Genomic DNA, 15,888 nt, shown 5'->3' with positions numbered 1-15,888 from the left:
GAACCATGAGGCCGCTTCCGCGGTCTGTCGAGCAGCGAATCCGGCGACGAAGGCGGAGAAAATGATGAAACGGGTGATCCGCGGCCTGCTGGCGGTGGTCCTGATGCTGCCGCTGACCGTCACCGTGGCCTTCCTGACCGCCGGTTCCGCCGCGGCCGCCACCTTGACCAGGGTCACCGACTTCGGCGCCAATCCCACCAACCTCGGCATGTACGTGTACGTGCCCGACACGGTGGCGGCGAAACCGGCGCTGCTCGTGCTGGTCCACTACTGCAGCGGCTCGGCGGGCGCGATCTTCAACGGCAACGGCCACGACTTCGTGACCGCGGCCGACCGGTACGGCTACGTCATCGTCGTGCCGGAAGCCACCCGTGACGGGCACTGCTTCGACGTGTCGACCAAGGCGGGCCTCACCCGCGGCGGCGGCAGCGACTCCACCGGCATCATGTCGATGGTGGGCTGGGCCCGGCAGCGCTACAACGTGGACCCGGGCCGCATCGTGGTCAGCGGCTTCTCCTCGGGGGCCATGATGACCAACGTCCTGGCCGCGGAGTACCCGGACGTCTTCTCCGCCGGGTCCGCGTTCTCCGGCGTGCCCGCCGGGTGCTTCGCGACCACGGACGGCTCGCTGTGGAACAGCCAGTGCTCCGGCGGGAACGTCGTCAAGACGGCGCAGCAGTGGGTCGACCAGGCCCACGCCATGTACCCCGGGTACACCGGCGCCTACCCGAGGATGCAGCTGTGGCACGGGGACCAGGACACCACCCTGGCCTACCGCAACTTCGGCGAAGAGATCAAGCAGTGGACCGGCCTGCACTCGCTGAGCCAGACGCCGTCCTTCACCGACCACCCGCAGGCGTCTTGGACGCGGACCCGCTACGGCGACATCGGCACGCACGCCACCGTGGAAGGCGTCGTCGTCGCGGGCACCGGGCACACCCTGCCGCAGGCCGGGATGCTCGCGTACGCCATCTCCTTCCTCGGCCTCGACAACGGCGGCGGAAGCGGAACCCGCACCGGTCCGGTGCGCTCGGTGGCCGCCCAGCGGTGTCTCGACGTACCGGGCCGGTCGACGACGCAGGGCACCCGGCTGCAGCTCTGGGACTGCCACGGCGGGACGAACCAGACGTGGACCGCCACCGCCGCCGCCGAGCTGACCGTCTACTCCGGCGACACACTGCGCTGCCTCGACGCCGAGGGCGGCGCCACCAGCCCGGGCACGGCGGTGATCATCTGGGCGTGCCACGGCGGGACCAACCAGAAGTGGCGGAGCAACGCCGACGGCACCGTGACCGGGACGCAGTCCGGGCTCTGCCTGGAGACCGCGGCCGGCTCGACCGCCAACGGGACCGCCGTGCGGCTGGGCACGTGCAGCGGCGGCGAGAACCAGAAGTGGACCGGCCCGGCTTCGGCCACGGCCGCGCGGTGACCACGGCCGCCCGCCGGCCGGCCCCGCGCGAGAAGGAGGACACGACGATGTGGCCACGTTTCCGGCGCCGCGGCACGGTGCTCCTGGCCGCGCTCGGCGTCGCGCTCGGGCTGACGGCCGCCGCGCCGGCGTCGGCCGCCGACAACCCCTACCAGCGGGGACCGGATCCCACGCCCACCAGCATCGCGGCCGACCGCGGCACGTTCGCCACGGCGCAGACGACCGTGCCCCGGGGCAACGGGTTCGGCGGCGGGGTCGTGTACTACCCCACGGACACGGCCGCCGGGACCTTCGGGGCCATCGCGATCGCGCCGGGCTACGGCACGGAGTGGCGGTGGTACGCGTGGCTGGGCCCGCGGCTGGCCTCCTTCGGGTTCGTCGTGGTCGGCATCGAGACGAACAGCCTCGACGACTACGCCGACGCCCGGGCGGACCAGCTGCTCGCCGCGCTGGACTGGCTGGTGACGAGCAGCCCGGTGCGCGACCGGGTCGACCGGAACCGGCTGGCGGTGGGCGGTCACTCGATGGGCGGCGGTGGCGCGCTGGTCGCGGGAACCCGGCGGCCTTCGTTGCTGACCGCCGTCGGCATGGCGCCGTACGTGCCCAACGGGAACCTGTCCGGCATCAAGATCCCGACGGTGCTGTTCGGCGGTCAGACCGACACCACGGTGACCCCGTCGTACCTGGCGAGCGCCTACGCGACCATCCCGGCGTCGACCCCGCGCGCCTACCCCGAGATCGCCGGCGAGGGCCACGGCTTCCCGGCCGGAGGCGGCGGCGGGAACTCCGGCGCGTTCGCCCGGGTGATGATGGTCTGGCTGAAGGTGTTCATGGACGCCGACACCCGCTATTCGTCGTTCCTGTGCCCGTCCCTGTCGGACTCGAGGGGAATCTCGAAGTACCAGGCGAGCTGCCCGCTCGGCCCGGGCGGGACGACCCCGCCCGCGGAAACGTTCCGGCTGGTCAACGCCAACGCCGGCCGATGCGTGGACGTCCCGGGCCGGTCCCAGTCGAACGGCACGCAGGTGGCGCTGTGGGACTGCAACGGCGGGGACAACCAGCGCTGGAAGGCCACGGACGGCAAGCAGCTTCAGGTCTACGGCAGCAAGTGCCTCGGCGCGGACGGTACTTCCCCGGGAGCGAAGGCGATCATCGGCGACTGCACGGGTGGACCGGCCCAGCAGTGGAACACCAACGCCGACGGCACGGTCACGAGTGTCCCGAGCGGACTGTGCCTGGACGCCTCCGGCGCCGGAACGGGCAACGGCACCCCGGTCATCGTGTGGACCTGCAACCACGGCGCCAACCAGCAGTGGAACCGGACCTGACGGCCGAGGTCCGGCCTCGCCCCGCCGGGGTACAGCCCGGGATCCGCGCGCCCGCGTGTGCACCCGGGTTGTCCCTGCGTGCAGCACGCCTACCGGAACCGTCACCCGGCCCGGCAAGGTCGAACCATGACGAAGCTGAGCGCCGAGCAGATCGCCCGGCACGCCTACGCGGCCGGGTTCCGCGGCCAGGGCCTCACCACCGCCGTCGCCGTCGCGCTGGCCGAGTCCGGTGGGCGGACGACCGCGCACAACGCCACGCCGCCGGACGAGTCCTACGGTCTCTGGCAGATCAACATGCTGGGCGCGCTCGGCCCGGAACGGCGACGGCAGTACCACCTGAAGTCCGACGACCAGCTGTTCGACCCGGACACCAACGCGCGGGTCGCGAACCGCATCTCGGGTGACGGTCACGACTTCACGCCCTGGTCGACGTACACGAACGGCGCCTACAAGCACCACCTCGCCGCCGCGCGCGAGGCCGCCCGAGACGTCACGAAGCACCACGGGAGCGGTGGTGCGAGCCCGGGGGGCGCCCCGCTGCGGGTGGACGACGCGGTGCTGCACTCCTACGTCCACCGGACCCGGCACGTCGCCGACGCGCTGGGCGCCGCGACCGGGCAGCTGCGGGACGTCCGCGAGATCGCTCGCGACAGCTTCGGGAAGATCGGTGCGGAGTCGGGGTTCGCCGACGCGCTGGCCGGGTTCGGGCTGGCGCTGCAGCGGCAGGTGAAGGGCGTCGGCGCGCATGCCGACGGGCTCGCGTCGGCGGCCGGTAAAGCCGCGAAGTCCTATCGCGACCACGAGACGGCCACCGCCGCGGCGCTGAACGGGAAGGGCTGAAATGGACACCGCCGCGCTCGCGCGCTCCTTCGCGCGGGACCTCGTCGCGCACCGCAACAAACTCGCCGGGAAGGCCGAAGACGCCGTCCGCGCCGAATACGCGCTGCACCAGGTCGCGCGGGCGCTGGACGCCCAGCACGACGCCTACCACCGGGAAAGCGCCACGGTCCTCGAACACTGGCACGGCCGCGGTGCCGACGGCTTCCGCCACAACAGCGCGAAGCTGACGAAGGAGCTGCGGATCACCGGCGCGGCCGGCGCGGCGGCGGAGAAGGTCGTCGCGCACGTGGCGTCTACAGTGGACAGCGGGCACACCGCCGTGCAGCGGCTGGTCGACGAGTACACCGCCCAGGCCAAGCAGGTTCTCGACGCCGGGGTCGCGGCCGGGACGCAGGCGGCGCTGATGCGGGCCGTCGGGCACGCCGCCGATCTGGCGCCGCGGTACACCCGGCAGTCGGCGTCGACCCTGCGGCACGTCGACGCGGAGCTCAAGGCGGCGGCGGAGAAACTGCATAAGCTGCGCAAGGAACTGACCCATGACGGGGTGGTGGACAAGACAGCGCGCGCGAAGGCGGTTTCGGGGCGGGGCAAGGAGATCGTCCATGCGGCGCGGAAGGAACTGGGCACGCGCGAGAACCCGCCGGGCAGCAACCGGAACCCGTACGGCCCGACCGCCGCGTGGTGCTCGTCGTTCGCGACGGCCATGTGGCGCAAGGCCGGCGTGAAGATCCCGATCCTGCCCTTCAGCGGCGACGTCTACCACTGGGGCGAGCGCAACGGGCACGCCTACGGCAAGCACTCGTTGCACGAAGCGAAGCCGGGGGACGTGCTGATCTTCGGCACCGGCCCGCAGAACACGTCGACGAGCACGCACATCGGCATCGTCGAGAAGGTCGAAGGGAACCAGGTCACGATGATCGAGGGCAACTCCGGGGACGCCGTCCGCCGGAACACGCACCCGCTTTCGGCGTCGACGTTCTACGGAGGGGTCCACCCGTGATCACCGGAAAAGCCGCCGACCGGACGGTCGCCGTGGAGGTCGCGCCCGGTGGGGCGCTGCGGGAGCTGACCCTGGAAGCCGCGGCGCTGCGGCTGGAGCCGGACGAGCTGGCGCGCCGCATCCTGCTGCTGACGGCGGCCGCGTCGGCCCGGGCCACGGCTTCCTTGTGGCACACCCAGGACGGTGCCGGGGCCCTCGGCCTGCCGGAGCCGGGCGAAGCCGCGGAGGAGACCACACCGGACAGCTGGCGGGCACAGTGACCAAGACGGCTGTGGAGCTGGCCGACGACGCGTTCGCGGCCCCGGACCCGGGATACGGCGCCCGGCTGGCGGCGATCCGCGCCGCCGCGGCGGCTGACGGCGTGTCGGTGGTGGTCGATCTGCACGGAGCGCTGGTGGACCTGCGGTTCGACCGGTGGGCACTGAACAGGCCATCGGGGGAGCTGGCCGGCCTGATCCGGCGGCTGGCCGCGGAGGCGGGTGCGGATGCCCTGCGACAGGGCGGCGACCTGCTGGGCGAACTGCTGGGTGGCTTGCTGCCGGACGGGCTCGAGCCGATGGCGCGATCGGGCGGCGAACTGCTGGGCGGCTTGCTGCCGGACGAGCCTCAGCCGGCCGCGCGATCGGCCCGCCCGCGCCGCCCGCCGGAGCCCGACGAGACCGAGCCGGTGGCGCGATCGGGCCGCGAATTGCTGGGTGGTTTGCTGCCGGACGAGCCTCAGCCGGCCGCGCGATCGGCTCGTCCGCGCCGCCCGCCGGAGCCCGACGAGGCCTCCCTGGTCCCGGCGACCTGGGCGACCTGATCCCGGCGGCAGGCTGCTCAGCGGACGTCGTCCACCAAGCGCGCCAGGCGGTCGGCGAGCCAGGCGCCGTCGGCGGGGGTCACCGTCACCCACGGCTCGCCGCCCCCGTCCTCCGGGGTCACCGCGTACCGACCGGCCGCCGTGTCGAACCAGGCCAGCACCGGGCTGCGGCCCGCCGGGCCGGTCGCCGCCAGCTGGCCGGCCGCGTACCGCTCCGCCGTCACCAGCGTCGCCAGCGGACGCACCGCGCGGCCGGTGATCCCGGCCGTGCTCAGCGCCCGCTCGAACGCGTCGTACCCCTTGCGCGCGTACGCGTCCATCGCCGCCGAATACGCCGCACGCGGCAGCCGCAGCTGGTCGCCCGGGCCCGCCTCGGCCTCGCCCACCATCCGGGCCACCGCGGGGACCAGGCCGTCCGGGCGGACCGGCTCCAGCACCAGGTCGCGGTCGTCCAGCACGGCGAGCACGCCGGCGCCGTCCCGCGCCGCCGCGAGCAGCCGCCACGGCGCTTCGCCCAGCACCAGCCCGTCGACGCTCAGCGACGGCGAGCCCAGCAGCCCGACCAGGTCCGCCAGGTCCGGGTCGACGTCGTCGCCGTCGGTGAAGCCCGCCTCGGCGAGACCGGCGAACACCTGGACGCCCAGGTCGTCGCGCTCGGCGTGCGTCGCGCCGTGCGACGGCACGTCGAACGGGTACGGCGGCGGCCCGCCGGGCCCCAGGTCCTCCCAGAGGAGATCGAATTCCAGATGCGACAGGATCACTCCCGCCGCCGTCGCGGTGCGCCGCGCCATGGTCCCCCTTCCCGTGCCGGACGGCCGGCGTCCGGCACGATGGTGCCGATGGCCGAGCCGCAGTCGATGGACGTCCCCGCGAGCGGGTACCTCGTCGTCCGCGCGTCCGGGGCGGCGGCCGCGCGGGCCGCGATCCTCGGCGGCCGCGGCGACCCCGAGGACGTCCAGCTGCTGCTGCGCTGTCCCGTCCCGCGGGCGGTCGCCGAGTCCGGCGCGAAGCTGACCTTCGCCGACGCGACGCTGCACCTGCAGCCGTCCGGCGTCGTGATGCTGACCGTCGCGGCGGCGAAGCTGTCGATCTCCTTCGCCGAGCTGCGGCCGCTGATGTTCAAGCCGGTCGAGGTCGACGCGCCGCTGCGCGGCCTCTTCGCGAGCGCGGTGGCGCACGTCGTGGCGGCCGGACCGCGGCTCGACCCGCACGGGCTCGCCCACCACCTGCTGGGGCTGGCCGAACTGGTGCTGCGGAGCGCGCTGCGCGTCGAACTCGACCGCGTCGACGCGCTCGCGACCCGGCGGCGCGAAGCCCTCGAGTACATGCGCGCCCACCTCGGCGAGCAGTCGCTCACCGCGGACAAGATCGCCGAAGCGCTGTACATCTCGCGTCGGCGGCTGTACCAGCTGTTCGACGACGGCCAAGGCGTGTCGGAACGGCTGAAGGGTCTGCGGGTCGAGCGCGCGAAGGCGTTGCTGGCCGACCCGGCGAAGGCGGGCCGCGGAATCGCGGAAATCGCGCGGGACTGCGGGTTCACCAGCGCCCCGCACTTCTCGCGGACGTTCCGCCAGTCGACCGGCCGGACCCCGCGCGAGTTCCGGGAGCGGGCGCTGCGGGGGTGAGGTCGACGCCGGCGACGAGCGTCCCGGCCAGCCCGGCGACCTCCAGCCAGCCGCGGCCGCCGGGGGAGTGCAGGGTGAACACGGCCGCGCGCGGCCGGTCCGGGTCGAGCACGACGGCCTGCAGCTGCGCGCCGGACAGGTCGATCCGCTCGACGATCACCACGGGGTAGCCGCGGCTGGTGTGCGCCTCGCTGACTTCGCGGATACCGGGGGTGTGGTCGGCGAGGTAGTACCCGAGGTGGGCGGCCTCGCCGGGGTCGTCGACCGGGACGACGCCGGCGATGAGCAGGGCGGGATCGGCGTCGCGGTGCTCGACGAGGGCCAGCAGCCCGGCCCGTTGCTCGTGGGCGATCTCCGCGCACTGGACGGCGGCGGCTTCCAGGCCGAGATCGCGGGCGGCGTCGGGACCGCGCAGGCGGGCCATCAGCGCGTGCAGCTCGGCGGTGGTGCGCTCGACCGAGTCCAGGTTCACCGGGGTGATCCCCGGAACGGCGGGCAGTTTCACCGGCCACCCAGCGCCGCGGCGAACGCGCCGACGGCCCCCGGCGGCGGCGTGACCGGCACGACGGGAGTCTTCGCGACGGTGACGCCGAGCTCGCGCCCGACGGCCGAGAAGGTCTCGAGGTGGCTGCTGAGGCCGGCGAAGCCGGATGCGTCCGGCCGAGGGGCGCCGTCGCCGAGGGCGCGCAGCCGCTCGGCGACGCGGGTGGCTTCGGCGCTGTGGGCGCGCTCGAGATCGCGGGCTTCGGCGAGGACGCGGTCGAGGTCGTCTTGGCGGGCCACGAGCCGGGCACGCGCGGCGACGAGGTTCGGCTGGGTGCCGGGAGAGAACTGGACTTCGGTTTCGGCTTGCTCGACGTCATCACGCGCGGCGGTGACGGCTCGGCGGGCGGCGCCGGCCCGGCGGTCGAGGTCCTCGGCCCGGCGGCGGTGGGCGAGGAGGGTGCCGGCCCAGTCTTCGAGTATTCGGGCGGCGGCCCGGAGGGCTTCGCGGGTGGCGGAAAGACCGGCGGCGGCTCGTGCGGCGCGGTGCGCGAGCGCTTGCGCGGACCGTCCGGCCCACCCGGGGATCGTGCCGGGGGAGGGGATGTCCCCCAGCCGGGCCGCGGCGACGGCGTACTGGCGGGCGGCTTCGGCCACCGCGTCGGGGCTGCCGGGGACCGGGTCGAAGCCGAGGCCGCGGAACTCAGCCATGGGCGCGGCCCGGGCGGCTGGGGGCGGGGTGGTCGGGCTGGGGTGTCGGTGCGGCGGCGGTGCGGCCTGGTCGGGTGGGGGCGGGGTGGTTGGGCTGGGGCGTCGGGCCGGCGATGGCGCGGCCCGGTCGGCCGGAGGTCGGGCGGTTGGGCGTGTGCGTCGGTGCGGCGATGGCGCGGCCTGGTCGGGCGGGGGTGGGGCGGTCGGGCTCGGGTGTCGGTGCGGCGGTGGCGCGGCCTGGTCGGGCGGGGGCGGGGTGGCTGAGCCCGGGCGTCGGGCCGGCGATGGCGCGGCCCGGTCGGCCGGAGGTCGGGCGGTTGAGCGCCTGCGTCGGTGCGGCGAGGGCACGCTCCAACTCGAAGAAGGCCGGGCGGCCCGGCTCGTGGTTCCGGTCAGCCATCGGCTCGGCCCAGCTGCTCGGCCGCGGTGGTATCCGTTGTGCGGTAAGCCTTCGCGGCCGTCCGGACGTCCGCGGCCGCGCCGGTGAAGTCCGTTTCCACCGCCCGTATCCTGCCGGACCACTCGGCGGCCAGCGCTGCGAGTGCCGTGGCGATCGGGGGTGGGCCGGGGTTGGCCGGTGCCTCCAGGGAGTCCGCAGCCGCGCGGTACTCGGCCGCCGTGTCCTCCAGGCGGCGCGCCAATGCCTCGAGGGCCGACGGGTCTGCGTGGAAGCCGGTCATTCGCCGAACACCGGGGGGTATGCCGGGGGGAGGTCGTCGAGGAGGTCGTAGCCCTTCGCGTACTTGTCGCGGTGCTCCGTGTCCTCCTCGCGCCGCGTGCCCTGGCCCTGCGGGTACATGCCGTACCCGCCCGCCGTGCCGCGGCCGCCTGGCCCGCCCGGGCCGAAGCCCGGCGCGCCGGGGCCGAACCGTCCCGCTCCGGCTCGGCCGCCTTCGCCGGGCGTGGCGGAGCCCGGCGTTCCGGAGCCCGGCGTTCCGGCCACGGGAACGCCGCCGAAGCCGGGACCGAAGCCAGGACCGAAGCCGGAACCGGCGCCGGCACCGAGACCGGACGGCGAACCCGGCCCGGCGGCGCCGATGACCCCGTCGAGCGCGCCCGGCACCCCGGCGCCGGTGAACGTGGGCGGCAGTGCGGACGCCGTCGCCGTCGAGTCGCCCGGCTCGTCGTGGACGCCTCCGCCCGGCGGGGACGGCTCGGGGGAGCCCCCGTCCGGCGGCGCGGGCGGGGCCGGATCGCCGGGGACCGGCGGCGCGGGCGGGGTCCGGACCACCGGCGGCCGCGGCGCGGGTCCGCCGGTGGTCACCGGCGGAGCCGTGTCGAACTCCGGGGGCAGGCGGTGGCGGACGTCGTGGCTCGCGCTCTCGTACTGTTCCATCACGCGGACGGCCGCGGCCTTGGCGTCGTCGGCTTCCTTCTTCGTCGGCAGCTTGTCGTCGAGGAGCTGGTCCAGCATGTACGTGCCCTCGGGGCCGTCGAGCCGCTTCACCGCGTACCCCTGCCGGAACCACCGCTCGGCCCAGTAGTGCACCGGCTCGGGCATCCGCTGCCGGGCTTCGCTGACCACCGACGTGTACGTGTCGAGGCCGGCGCCGACGCGGTGGGCGTTCTCGCCGACCGTCGCCGCCCAGCCGGTCAGCCGGTCCACCGATTCCGCGGCCTGGTCCGCCGACGGGCCCTGCCACGACTCCCGCAGCTTCCGGACCAGCGCCGACACCTCTTCGGTCGCCGAGCTGACGCCGGCGGCGACTTCCTTCCACCAGGCCGCGTGCTGGTCGAGCTTCGCCGGGACGGCCGACTGCACCATGTCCCACAGTTCGCGGTGCTCGTAGCTGTCCCAGTTGATCCGGCCGAACGTCGCTTCGCGGTTGTTGACGGCCTTCTCCCGCCGGACGCGCCGGGCCCTGGCCCGCTGCCGGGCGGTCGGGGCGTGGTGCGTCGAGTGGAACTCAGGCATCGGCGTCCCCCGCCGGCAGGGCCGCGGCGGCCTCTTCGTCGTGACCCTGGTGCATCGTCACGACCGTGTCGAGCGTCTGCCGCAGGGTCGCGAGCTCGGCCAGGTACGACCGCAGCGCGGCCTGGACGCCGCCGGCCTCGGCGCCGCCGCGCACCGCGAACGAGCGGCGCATCCAGTGGGCGACCGGCCCCTTGCCGTCAGCCAGGCCGGTGTCGAGGGACCGGGCCGTTTCCAGGTGACGGCTCAGCTCGTCGTAGCGCTCGTCGATGGCCCTCTTGACGTCCTCGACCCCGTCGTAGTGGAGTTCGATTCCGCCGCCGCTCGCGGACGAACCGGTCACCGGCCCCGCGATGACCAGCTCGTCCGTCTCGTGCTGCCGCGCCGCGCGCAGCTGCCGCCGCGCGTCGGCCTCGTCGCGCACTGTCGCCATGGAGGTCCTCCCTCGCCACCCAGGCGTCCATCCTCGCCAATGCGCGCCCCGATGAGAAGACCGGCCCACCCGGGTGCACGGGTGGACAGGAAGACTGCACGGGTGGATAGGGCGGGTGGTGCTCAGGACCCGGCCGACCGCACCGCCTCACGGATGACGTCCGCGACCGCCTTCGGGTGGGACAGCATCACCAGGTGCGAGGAGTCCAGCTCGACCTGCTGCATCCCCGCGCGCTGGTAGCCGAACCGCTCCACCTCGGGGTTGATCGTGTGGTCCGCCGTGGACACCACGCCCCAGGCGGGCTTCGTCTTCCACGCCGCGGCCGCGGCGGGCTCGGCGAACGCCGCCGCCGCCAACGGCCGCTGGGAGACCGCGAGGACCTTCGCCAGCTCCGGGTCGACGTCGTGGGCGAAGATCGCCGGGAACTTCGCCACGTCGACCGACACGTCGGTGCCCGGCTCGGCGCCCTCGACCGGGAACGACCTCGTCACCAGGGCCGCGGCCAGGTCGGAGTCGGGGAAGCGGCCCTGCAGCTCGCCGAGGCTTTCGCCTTCTTCGAGGGCGTAGCCGGCCAGGTAGACCAGTGCTCGCACGTTGTCTTCGGCGCCCGCGACCGTGATCACCGCGCCGCCGTAGGAATGTCCGACGAGGACGACCGGGCCGTCGATCTGCCGGACGACCGAGGCGATGTAGGCGGCGTCGCCCGAAAGCGACCGGTTCGGCACCGCCGGGGCGGCCACCGGGATGCCGTCGGCGAGGAGCTCGGGAATCACCTTCGCGAAGCTGGAGGCGTCGGCGAAGGCGCCGTGGACCAGGACGACCGTGGGGGTGGACATGACTGTTCTCCTCGGGGGGCTGTTCAGGGGTGCAGGGCGTCGCGCAGGAATTCGCCCGCCTGACGGGTCGCCGCCTTGGCGGCGTGGGTGTCGCGCAGGGCGTCGAGCATCACGAAGTCGTGGATGATGCCCTGGTAGCGCACGGCCGTGGTGGGGACACCGGCGGCGCGCAGCTTGGCCGCGTAGGCCTCGCCTTCGTCGCGCAGCACGTCGGCCTCGCCGACGATGACCAGCGCCGGCGGCAGCCCGGCCAGCTGCTCGAGCGAGGCGCGCAGGGGGGACGCGGTGATCTCGGCGCGCTCGGCCGGATCGGTCGTGTACTGGTCCCAGAACCAGTGCATGCCTTCGCGGGACAGGAAGTAGCCCTCGGCGAACTGCTCGTAGGACGGCGTGTCGAAGCCCGCGTCGGTGACCGGGTAGAACAGCAGCTGCGCCGCCAGGGCCGGGCCGCCGCGCTGCTTGGCCAGCAGCGTGACGGCGGCGGTCATGTTGCCGCCCACCGAGTCGCCGGCGACGGCGATGCGGCCGGGGTCGATGCCGTGTTCGGCACCGGACGCGGCGATCCACCGCAGCGTGGCGTAGACCTCCTCGATCGCCGTCGGGTACCTGGCTTCGGGGGAGAGGCTGTAGTTCGGGAACACCACGGCCGCGTCCGCGCGGACGGCGAGCTCGCGGATCAGCCGGTCGTGGGTGTGCGCGTTGCCGAAGACCCAGCCGGCGCCGTGGGTGTACAGCACGGCGGGCAGCGTCGCCGCGGCACCACGGGGGCGGACGATCCGCACGGAGAGCTGTCCGCCGGGGCCGCCGGGGATCGTGAGGTCGGTGACGTCGGCGTCGGGGCGTTCGACACCGTCGCCTGCCTGGACGGCGTCGACGGTCTTGCGGCCTTCGACGGGGCCCAGGTCGTAGAGGAACGGGGGCTTGCTCGTCGCTTCCGCGAACTCGCGGGCGGCAGGTTCGAGCACGGGACTGAGGGGGTTTTCCGGCATGGCGCCCACCCTGGTGCACCGGCCCGTCCCGCGGCATCGGTCGGTCGACGCAATCCCGTCCGGCCGCGGCGGACCAGTCGACCGACCGATGCGGGCGCGCCCGGTCCCACGCGACGATCGCCCCCTGCCACCGCGAAGGGAGCCTCATGACCGCGTCCACCGAGACGTCGACCTGGGCGCCGCTGCGCCGGGGCGCGTTCCGGGCGTTGTGGATCGCCTCCTTCGTGAGCAACATCGGCTCCTGGATGCAGACCGTCGGCGCGCAGTGGCTGCTGGTCGACGAACACGGCAGCCCGCTGGTGATCTCGCTCGTGCAAAGCGCTTCGAGCCTGCCGGTGCTCCTGCTCACCCTGCCGGCCGGGGTGGTGGCCGAGTTCGCCGACCGCCGCCGGCTGCTGATCGGCACCCAGGCGTTCCAGGTCGCCACCGGTGCCGCCCTCGCCGTGCTCACGGTCACCGGCACGACGACGCCCGTGCTGCTGCTCGTGTTCACCTTCCTGCTCGGCTGCGGCTCGGCCGCCCAGCTGCCGGCGTACCAGGCGTTCGTCCCCGACCTCGTGCCGCGCGGCGAACTCGCCCAGGCGGCCGCGCTGAGTTCGGTCGGGGTCAACCTGGCCCGTGCCGCCGGGCCCGCGATCGCGGGCCTGCTCGTCACCCGGCTCGGCGTCGGCGGCCTGTTCGCCCTCAACGCCGTGACGTTCGTGGTGTTCGCCCTGGTGCTGCTGCGCTCGCCGTCCCCCGCCCGTGCGCCCGCCGCCCGGCAGGCGTTCCTCGCCGGGATCGAAGCGGGCGGCCGGTACGTCCGGCACGCGCCGGTGGTCCGGCGCATCCTCCTCCGGCTGGTGGTGTTCGCCGTGCCCGCCAACGTGCTGTGGGCGCTGCTGGCCCCGCTGGCGCACGACCGGCTGGGCCTCGGCGCCACCGGCTACGGCCTGCTGCTCGGTGCGGCCGGGATCGGCTCGGTCGGCGGCGCGCTCGTCCTGCCGCGGCTGCGGCGCCGGCTCAGCGCGTCGTGGCTGGTCGCCGGGGCGGGCCTGGTGTTCGGGGTGGCCATGGTCGTGGTCGGCACCGTCCGGTCACCCGCACTCGTGCTGGCCGTGCTCGTGCCCACCGGCGCGGCGTGGATCGCGGTGATCGCCGGGATGAACGCCGCCACGCAGGCGTTCCTGCCCGGCTGGGTTCGCGCCCGGGCGCTGTCGATCTACCAGCTGGTGCTGTTCACCTCGTTCGCCGGGAGCGCGGCGCTGTGGGGCGTGGTGTCGAGCGCGCTCGGGCTGGCCACCACGTTCGTCGTCGCCGGGGTCCTGCTGCTCGCCGGGGCGGCGACCGTGCCCCGGTGGCCGCTGCTCGACGTCGCCACGACCGGCCGGGAGACCGTGTCCTACTGGCCCGACCCCGGTGTCACCCCGGCGCCGGACGTCGAAACCGCACCGGTGCTGGTGTCCCTGCGCTACCGGGTGCGGCCCGAGGAGCGGGCCGGTTTCGTGACCGCGATGGCGGACCTGCGCAACACGCGGCTGCGCACCGGCGGCACCGGCTGGGCGCTCTACCGCGACGCCCGCGACGAAGCCGTCCACGTCGAGCAGTACACCGTCGCGTCCTGGGACGAGCACCGGCGGCAGCACGAGCAGCGCCTCACCGGGCTCGACCAGCGCGTCCAGGAGCGCGTCGAGCAGCACACCGACGGTGCCGCCGAGGTGGCGCACCTGTTCCGCCTGCACCCCGTCAAGAAGGCCGAGGAGCCAACGTGACCCGTACCGCCGCCGACGACCTCGTCGACGTCCTGGTCCAAGCCGGCGTCCGCCGGATCTACGGCCTGGTCGGCGACAGCCTCAACGCGTTCAGCGACGCCATCCGGCGCAGTGGCGGCGCGGCCGCCGGCGGCATCGACTGGGTGCACGTCCACAACGAAGAGGCCGCCGCCTTCGCCGCGTCCGCCGAAGCCCAGCTGACCGGGCGGCTGGCCGTCTGCGCGGGCAGCTGCGGGCCCGGCAACACCCACCTGGTGCAGGGCGTCATGGACGCCCACCGGTCCGGCGCGCCGGTCCTCGTGCTCGCCTCGCACATCGCGTCCCGTCAGATCGGCAGCGGCTACTTCCAGGAGACCGACCCCAAGGCGCTGTTCACGCAGACCGCGCACTACTGCGAGGCCGTGCAGCGGCCGGACCAGCTCGTGCGCGTGTCCCGGCTGGCGATCCAGAACGCCGTCGGCAGGCGCGGGGCCGCGGTCCTGGTGCTGCCGGGTGACGTGCTCGCCGGCCACAGCGCCGGGACCCCGGTGCTCGGGGACCTCGTCCGCGGCCGCCCGGTGCCGGTGCCCGCGCCCGAGGAACTCCGCGTCCTCGCCGGGCACATCGCGGCCGCGGAGAAGGTCGCGATCTTCGCCGGGATCGGCTGTGCCGGCGCCCGCGAAGAGGTGCTCGCCCTGGCCGAGCACCTGCAGGCACCGATCGGGCACACGCTGCGCGGCAAGGACGTGCTCCAGCACGGCAACCCGTTCGACGTCGGCATGACCGGCCTGCTCGGCTACGGCGCCTGCTACCGGGCGCTGCACGAAGCGGACTTGGTGCTGATGCTGGGCACCGACTTCCCCTACGACGACTTCCTGCCCGGTGCCCGCACGATCCAGATCGACATCGACCCCGCCCGTCTCGGCCGCCGGACCCCGCTGGTGCAGGGCGTCGCGGCCGACGTCGGCGCCACCCTGCGCGCCCTGCTGCCGCTGCTCGACCGGCGGACCGACAGCCGGTTCCTGCACGACCTGCTGCACCGCCACGAGCGCGCGCTGGCGCACTCGATCGAGACCTACACCCGCGACCACGGGCAGCGCAGCCCGATCCACCCCGAGTACCTCGCCAGGATCCTCGACGAGACCGCCGCCGACGACGCGGTCTTCACCGTCGACACCGGCATGTGCTGCACCTGGGCCGCCCGCTACCTCACCCCGACCGGGCGGCGCCGGATCCTCGGCTCGTTCGTGCACGGGTCCATGGCCAACGCCCTGCCGATGGCGATCGGCGCGCAGATCGCCGCGCCCGGTCGGCAGGTGGTGTCGCTGTCCGGCGACGGCGGGCTGGCCATGCTGCTGGGCGAGCTGCTCACCGTGAAGACCCACCGGCTACCCGTCAAGGTCGTCGTGTTCGACAACTCCAGCCTCGGCATGGTCCGGCTGGAGATGATGGTCGCGGGCGACCCGCCGTTCGAAACCGACCACGACCCGGTCGACTACGCCGCCCTCGCCGCCGCGGCCGGGTTCCACGCCCGCCGCGTCACCGACCCGGCCGACCTGCGCGCGGCGGTGGCGGACCTGCTCGCCCACGACGGCCCGGCACTGCTGGACGTCGTCACCACACCCGACGCCCTCGAGGTGCCGTCCCACGTCACGCTCGAGGAGGCTCGCGGATTCGCCCTTTCGCTGGGGAAAACCGTGCTCGGCGGCGGCATCGGGCAGGTCTACGAGCTCGCCCGCCGGAACCTCCGCAACATCCCGCGCTGAGCCG

Annotated in this window: 17 protein-coding genes; 9 read left to right on the top strand and 8 right to left on the bottom strand. The window is 74.4% G+C overall.

The features are described 5' to 3' along the window. The first annotated feature begins 64 nt into the window (after positions 1 to 64). From DV20_RS11685 to DV20_RS11660, 6 genes are all read left to right on the top strand, one after another. The gene (locus DV20_RS11685) at positions 65 to 1,429 is read left to right on the top strand and encodes an extracellular catalytic domain type 1 short-chain-length polyhydroxyalkanoate depolymerase (RefSeq protein ID WP_043779284.1); all 1,365 of its coding nucleotides are present in this window, start codon (positions 65 to 67) and stop codon (positions 1,427 to 1,429) included. Then, entirely contained in the window at positions 1,393 to 2,757 is a 1,365-nt protein-coding gene (locus tag DV20_RS11680; RefSeq protein ID WP_235190792.1) for an RICIN domain-containing protein, read from the top strand. The genes DV20_RS11685 and DV20_RS11680 overlap by 37 nt, the downstream gene beginning before the upstream one ends. Before the next feature lie 126 nt (positions 2,758 to 2,883). Next, on the top strand, positions 2,884 to 3,597 hold the full coding sequence (locus DV20_RS11675; protein WP_043779282.1) for a transglycosylase SLT domain-containing protein: 714 nt from the start codon (positions 2,884 to 2,886) through the stop codon (positions 3,595 to 3,597). Between the two features lies 1 nt (position 3,598). Next, a complete protein-coding gene (locus DV20_RS11670) occupies positions 3,599 to 4,597 on the top strand; it encodes a CHAP domain-containing protein (protein WP_043779281.1) in 999 nt (332 codons plus the stop codon). Beyond that, on the top strand, positions 4,594 to 4,857 hold the full coding sequence (locus tag DV20_RS11665) for a hypothetical protein (protein ID WP_043779280.1): 264 nt from the start codon (positions 4,594 to 4,596) through the stop codon (positions 4,855 to 4,857). Before DV20_RS11670 ends, DV20_RS11665 begins: the two co-directional genes overlap by 4 nt. Beyond that, positions 4,854 to 5,399 (top strand): hypothetical protein, encoded by a 546-nt coding sequence (locus DV20_RS11660; protein ID WP_043779278.1) that lies wholly within the window; start codon positions 4,854 to 4,856, stop codon positions 5,397 to 5,399. Before DV20_RS11665 ends, DV20_RS11660 begins: the two co-directional genes overlap by 4 nt. A 17-nt stretch (positions 5,400 to 5,416) precedes the next feature. Here DV20_RS11660 and DV20_RS11655 read toward each other — a convergent pair whose 3' ends face one another. Next, positions 5,417 to 6,190, bottom strand: coding sequence for an ESX secretion-associated protein EspG (locus tag DV20_RS11655; protein WP_043779277.1), 774 nt, complete (start codon positions 6,188 to 6,190; stop codon positions 5,417 to 5,419). A 48-nt stretch (positions 6,191 to 6,238) separates the two neighbouring features. On the opposite strand from DV20_RS11655, the gene DV20_RS11650 reads away from it, so the two are divergent. Then, on the top strand, positions 6,239 to 7,024 hold the full coding sequence (locus tag DV20_RS11650; RefSeq protein WP_043779275.1) for a helix-turn-helix transcriptional regulator: 786 nt from the start codon (positions 6,239 to 6,241) through the stop codon (positions 7,022 to 7,024). Here the strand turns inward: DV20_RS11650 and DV20_RS11645 are convergent. The 7 genes from DV20_RS11645 to DV20_RS11615 form a co-directional block, all read right to left on the bottom strand. After that, the gene (locus DV20_RS11645) at positions 6,936 to 7,529 is read right to left on the bottom strand and encodes a hypothetical protein (RefSeq protein WP_043779273.1); all 594 of its coding nucleotides are present in this window, start codon (positions 7,527 to 7,529) and stop codon (positions 6,936 to 6,938) included. The genes DV20_RS11650 and DV20_RS11645 overlap by 89 nt on opposite strands. Further along, the gene (locus DV20_RS45480) at positions 7,526 to 8,218 is read right to left on the bottom strand and encodes a hypothetical protein (protein WP_043779272.1); all 693 of its coding nucleotides are present in this window, start codon (positions 8,216 to 8,218) and stop codon (positions 7,526 to 7,528) included. Before DV20_RS45480 ends, DV20_RS11645 begins: the two co-directional genes overlap by 4 nt. Before the next feature lie 392 nt (positions 8,219 to 8,610). Continuing rightward, positions 8,611 to 8,898, bottom strand: coding sequence for a type VII secretion target (locus tag DV20_RS11635; protein WP_043779265.1), 288 nt, complete (start codon positions 8,896 to 8,898; stop codon positions 8,611 to 8,613). Beyond that, positions 8,895 to 10,133: a PPE domain-containing protein gene (locus DV20_RS11630; RefSeq protein WP_043779263.1), complete on the bottom strand. Its 1,239-nt coding sequence runs from the start codon at positions 10,131 to 10,133 to the stop codon at positions 8,895 to 8,897. Before DV20_RS11630 ends, DV20_RS11635 begins: the two co-directional genes overlap by 4 nt. Continuing rightward, entirely contained in the window at positions 10,126 to 10,563 is a 438-nt protein-coding gene (locus DV20_RS43035) for a hypothetical protein (protein ID WP_152603673.1), read from the bottom strand. Before DV20_RS43035 ends, DV20_RS11630 begins: the two co-directional genes overlap by 8 nt. Before the next feature lie 122 nt (positions 10,564 to 10,685). Continuing rightward, the gene (locus DV20_RS11620; RefSeq protein WP_043779260.1) at positions 10,686 to 11,399 is read right to left on the bottom strand and encodes an alpha/beta fold hydrolase; all 714 of its coding nucleotides are present in this window, start codon (positions 11,397 to 11,399) and stop codon (positions 10,686 to 10,688) included. 23 nt (positions 11,400 to 11,422) lie between these two features. Next, positions 11,423 to 12,388, bottom strand: coding sequence for an alpha/beta hydrolase (locus tag DV20_RS11615; protein ID WP_043779259.1), 966 nt, complete (start codon positions 12,386 to 12,388; stop codon positions 11,423 to 11,425). A 146-nt stretch (positions 12,389 to 12,534) separates the two neighbouring features. Between DV20_RS11615 and DV20_RS11610 the strand changes: the two genes are divergently transcribed. Both DV20_RS11610 and DV20_RS11605 read left to right on the top strand, forming a co-directional pair. Further along, a complete protein-coding gene (locus tag DV20_RS11610) occupies positions 12,535 to 14,139 on the top strand; it encodes an MFS transporter (RefSeq protein WP_051735904.1) in 1,605 nt (534 codons plus the stop codon). Continuing rightward, a complete protein-coding gene (locus DV20_RS11605) occupies positions 14,136 to 15,884 on the top strand; it encodes a thiamine pyrophosphate-dependent enzyme (RefSeq protein ID WP_043779257.1) in 1,749 nt (582 codons plus the stop codon). The genes DV20_RS11610 and DV20_RS11605 overlap by 4 nt, the downstream gene beginning before the upstream one ends. Positions 15,885 to 15,888: the final 4 nt, after the last annotated feature.

The organism is Amycolatopsis rifamycinica (assembly GCF_000695625.1).
Taxonomy (GTDB): Bacteria; Actinomycetota; Actinomycetes; order Mycobacteriales; family Pseudonocardiaceae; genus Amycolatopsis; species Amycolatopsis rifamycinica.
Note: the sequence above shows the minus strand (reverse complement) of the source record. Positions and strands in the feature narration are given on the sequence as shown.